The sequence below is a fragment of the Lentisphaerota bacterium genome (assembly GCA_016873675.1).
Taxonomy (GTDB): domain Bacteria; phylum Verrucomicrobiota; class Kiritimatiellia; order RFP12; family JAAYNR01; genus VGWG01.
In genome coordinates, this window is the sequence record VGWG01000171.1 from 1 (window position 1) to 3,929 (window position 3,929).

Annotated in this window: 4 protein-coding genes; 3 read left to right on the forward strand and 1 reads right to left on the reverse strand. The window is 67.7% G+C overall.

Features of this window, described 5'->3' with window-relative positions; translation table 11 throughout:
- Positions 1–314: 314 nt before the first annotated feature.
- From FJ222_12245 to FJ222_12255, 3 genes are all read left to right on the forward strand, one after another.
- The gene (locus tag FJ222_12245; GenBank protein MBM4165192.1) at positions 315–1,598 is read left to right on the forward strand and encodes a diaminopimelate decarboxylase; all 1,284 of its coding nucleotides are present in this window, start codon (positions 315–317) and stop codon (positions 1,596–1,598) included.
- 13 nt (positions 1,599–1,611) lie between these two features.
- Complete coding sequence (locus FJ222_12250) at positions 1,612–2,847, forward strand: mannitol-1-phosphate 5-dehydrogenase (GenBank protein MBM4165193.1); 1,236 nt, start codon at positions 1,612–1,614, stop codon at positions 2,845–2,847.
- Between the two features lie 122 nt (positions 2,848–2,969).
- On the forward strand, positions 2,970–3,533 hold the full coding sequence (locus FJ222_12255) for a sugar transferase (GenBank protein ID MBM4165194.1): 564 nt from the start codon (positions 2,970–2,972) through the stop codon (positions 3,531–3,533).
- A 15-nt stretch (positions 3,534–3,548) separates the two neighbouring features.
- Here FJ222_12255 and FJ222_12260 read toward each other — a convergent pair.
- The coding region (locus FJ222_12260; protein ID MBM4165195.1) for a UDP-glucose 4-epimerase at positions 3,549–3,929 on the reverse strand (381 nt) is incomplete at its 5' end.

A 3,929-nucleotide genomic window follows, 5' to 3' on the forward strand; every position in this document is an offset into this window, starting at 1 on the left:
AACGATGGGGCGAAGGTTGGAACGTCGCGTATGCCCAGGGTGGGCGATGCGACTATTCAGCTTACAAAACGCCCCGCGACGCAAGCCGTCAGGCGCCGCGTTGCGGGGGGTTTTGCAAGAGCCTCGACCGTTTGCAGGACACAGGGACTCGGTTAGTGAGATTGTCGGCGACGTGGTCGAATCCACGTGCTGGGGGACAGGAATATAATGGCAAAACAGGCGGGTCTGTGTCAAAATGCATCATTTCCTGCACCCGAAGAAGGCGATCCTCGCCTGTAAGCAGCCCGTGTTGATGAAGGACCTCAGGAGACCCTATGCCGCAGAAGACCGTTCCGTTTACCCTGTCGCAGTTGGAGGCCATCGCGCAGCGGTGGCCGACGCCGTTTCATCTCTATGACGAGCGGGGGATCCGCGAGAACGCGCGCCGGCTCAACCGGGCGTTCGCCTGGAACCGCGGCTTCCGTAATTATTTTGCGGTGAAGGCGTGCCCCAATCCGTTTCTCCTGAAGCTGCTGGCCGGGGAGGGCTTTGGCGCGGATTGCAGCTCGATGGCCGAGCTGGTGATGAGCGAGCGCGTGGGGATCACCGGGCCGGCCGTCATGTTCACCTCCAACGACACGCCGGCCGAGGAGTTTGTCAAGGCCCGGGCGATGGGGGCGGTGATCAACCTCGACGATCTCTCGCACGTGGCGTTTCTCGACCGGGTGGCGGGCATCCCCGAACAGGTGTGCTGCCGCTACAACCCCGGCCCGCTCAAGGGCGGAAATGCGATCATCGGCAAGCCCGAGGAGGCGAAATACGGCTTCACCCGTCCGCAGTTGTTCGAGGGCTACCGGCAGTTGCGCGACCGCGGCGCGAAGCGGTTCGGGCTGCATGCCATGGTCGCGTCGAACGAGCTGAACCCCCAGTATTTCATCGACACGGCCTGCCTGCTGTTTGATCTGGCGGTCGATCTGTCGCGCGAACTGGGTATCACCTTCGCGTTCATCAACCTCGGCGGCGGCATCGGCATTCCCTACCGGCCGGAACAGCAGGCGGTTGATCTGGAGCGCGTCGGCGCGGGGATCCGCGCGGCGTATCAGGAGCGGCTCATCGGCCGCGGCCATCCGGAACTCGCCATCGCCATGGAATGCGGCCGGATGGTCACCGGCCCCTATGGGTACCTGGTCAGCCGCGTGCGGCACCTCAAGGAGACCTACAAAAATTACGCCGGATTGGACGCCTGCATGGCGAATCTCATGCGTCCGGCGCTGTACGGCGCCTACCACCACATCACGGTGATGGGCCGGGAAAACGCGCCGCGCGAAACGGTGTATGACGTCACCGGCTCGCTGTGCGAGAACAACGACAAATTCGCCATTGACCGTCCCCTGCCGACGCTGGCGGTCGGCGACTGGGTGGTGATTCACGACGCCGGCGCGCACGGCCACGCGATGGGCTTCCAGTACAACGGCAAGCTCCGCTCCGCCGAGCTGCTGCTGCGCGAGGACGGCACGGTGGTCGAGATCCGCCGCGCCGAGACGCTCGACGACTATTTCGCCACGCTCGATTTCACCGCCACCGCCGCCTTTCCGGTCCGGGCCGCGTGCGCCCGTTGATCGCGGTCGAACTATGCATAAGCTGTATGTCCATTTTGGGGCCGGCAACATCGGCCGTTCGCTGGCCGGCGCGCTGTTTTCGCAGGCGGGTTACGATGTGTTGTTCGTTGACGCCGCGCCGGATCTGGTGCGGGCGCTGCACGAGCGGCGGCGCTACCGGGTGGTGGTGAAGGACGTGTTGCCGCCGGGTGCGGCGGATTCCTACTGGGTCGAGCGCGTGGACGCCATTTCGGCACGCGCCGCCGAAGCGGTCGCCGACGCCGTGGCGCGCGCCGACGTGATTGGCACCGCCGTCGGTGCTCAGGTGTTGCCGCTGGTGTTGCGGACGGCGGCGCCCGGACTGGCCCGGCGCGTGACGCCCGTCTCGATCCTGTTCTGCGAGAATCTTCACGGCGCGGCGGCGCTGGCGCGGCGTGAGCTGACGGCGGCGCTGCCGCCGGGCTTCCCCCTGGCCGGGCGGGTCGGGCTGGTCGAGACCAGCATCGGCAAGATGGTGCCGCTGATGCCCGCCGAGGCGCGCGACCGCGATCCGCTGGAGGTGTGGTGCGAGGCCTACAACCGGATCATCGCCGACCGCGCCGGTTTTGTCGGCCCCATTCCCGAGGTCCCCGGATTGGAACTCAAGGGGTGTTTCGCCGCCTATGTCGAGCGCAAGCTCTATGTGCACAACCTCGGACATGCGACGTGCGCCTGTCACGGTTTCCTGAAAGGCCATGCGCAGATCTGGGAGGCGATGGCCGATCCGGCGGTGGCCGCCGAGACGCGGGCGGTGATGGATGCGACGGCGCGGGCGCTGATCCGCCGCTATCCGGACGAGTTCGATGCGGCGGGCCAGCGCGCGCACGTCGAGGACCTGTTGCGCCGCTTCGGCAACCGGGCCCTGGGCGACACCGTATTCCGCGTAGGGCGCGACCTGCCGCGCAAACTGGCACCGGGCGACCGCTTCATCGGCGGCCTGCGGCTGGTGGCCGCGTGCGGCGGCGATTTGCAGCCGCTCTGCCGCGCCGTCGCGGCGGCGCTGCAATTCCGCGCGACCGACGAGTCCGGACAGCCGTTCGCCGCCGACGTCGCCTTCCTGGATCGGATCGCCGCCGAGGGGGCGCAGGCGGTGCTGGCGGCCCATTGCGGACTCGAGCCCGCCCTGGCCGCGCGGATCGCGGCTCTTGCAAAACCCCCGCCGGGGCTTTTGCAAGCGGAGTGTTCAGGTTTCGGGTGTCAGGAAGAACCACACGATGTTGCGTCTTCCTGAAACCTGAACACTGAAACCTGAAACCGGCGCTTGCAGGGGTTTTGCAAGAGCCTCAGAGAGAAGTCATCATGTCTGACAAAACCCCAGTGAAGGCTGCGGGCGCCCGGCGCGGGCCGGGCGCGATGCGGGTTGTGGAGCTGGCGCTCTGCCTCCTGACCCTGCCGGTCTGGGGCGTCCTGGTCGCGGCGCTGGCGGTGCTGGTGCGGCTGGTGGACGGCGCGCCCGCGTTTTTCCGTCAGGAGCGGGCGGGGCTGGACGGGCGTCCGTTCACACTCGTCAAGCTGCGGACGATGCGGACGGGGGAGGGGAGCGACGCCGAACGGATCACGCCGTTGGGGCGGATGTTGCGCCGCACGAGCCTGGACGAATTGCCGCAACTGTGGCAGGTGGTGACGGGGACGCTGGCGCTGGTCGGGCCGCGGCCGTTGCCGGTGCGCTATCTGGCGCGCTACTCGCCCGAACAGATGCGCCGGCATGCGGTTCGTCCGGGTCTCACCGGCTGGGCGCAGGTCAACGGCCGCAACGGGCTCTCCTGGGCGGAGCGCTTCCGTCTGGACGTGTGGTATGTGGATCACCGCTCGCCGGGGCTCGACCTGCGGATCCTGGGGATGACGGTCGGGCGGGTGCTGGCCGGTCGCGGCGTGTCGGCCGATGACGACGCGACAATGCGGGAGTTCGAGGGGTAGGGGGACGGCGACCGCCTATTCGAAGCCCTCGGGATTCTGCGACTGCCAGCGCCAGGTGTCGGCGCACATGTCGTCGAGGGTGCGGCGGGCCTTCCAGCCGAGAAGATTCCAGGCGAATGCCGGATCGGCGTAGCACGTCGCGATGTCGCCGGCGCGGCGCGGCGCGAAGGAGTAGGGGACGCGGCGGCCACTGGCCTTCTCGAAGGCGCGGATCATCTCGAGCACGGAGTAGCCCCGGCCGGTGCCGAGGTTGACGGTGATCAATCGAGGCTCGTGGCGCGCCAGGTGGTCCAGGGCGGCCAGGTGGCCGAGGGCGAGATCCACCACATGGATGTAGTCGCGCACGCCGGTGCCATCGGGCGTGGGGTAGTCGTTGCCGAAGACTCGCAACTCAGG

Excerpts from the sequence above, each read along its gene's own strand:
- FJ222_12245 (MBM4165192.1), top strand. The coding sequence starts at position 315 with ATGCCGCAGAAGACCGTTCCGTTTACCCTGTCGCAGTTGGAGGCCATC.
- FJ222_12250 (MBM4165193.1), top strand. The coding sequence starts at position 1,612 with ATGCATAAGCTGTATGTCCATTTTGGGGCCGGCAACATCGGCCGTTCG.
- FJ222_12255 (MBM4165194.1), top strand. The coding sequence starts at position 2,970 with ATGCGGGTTGTGGAGCTGGCGCTCTGCCTCCTGACCCTGCCGGTCTGG.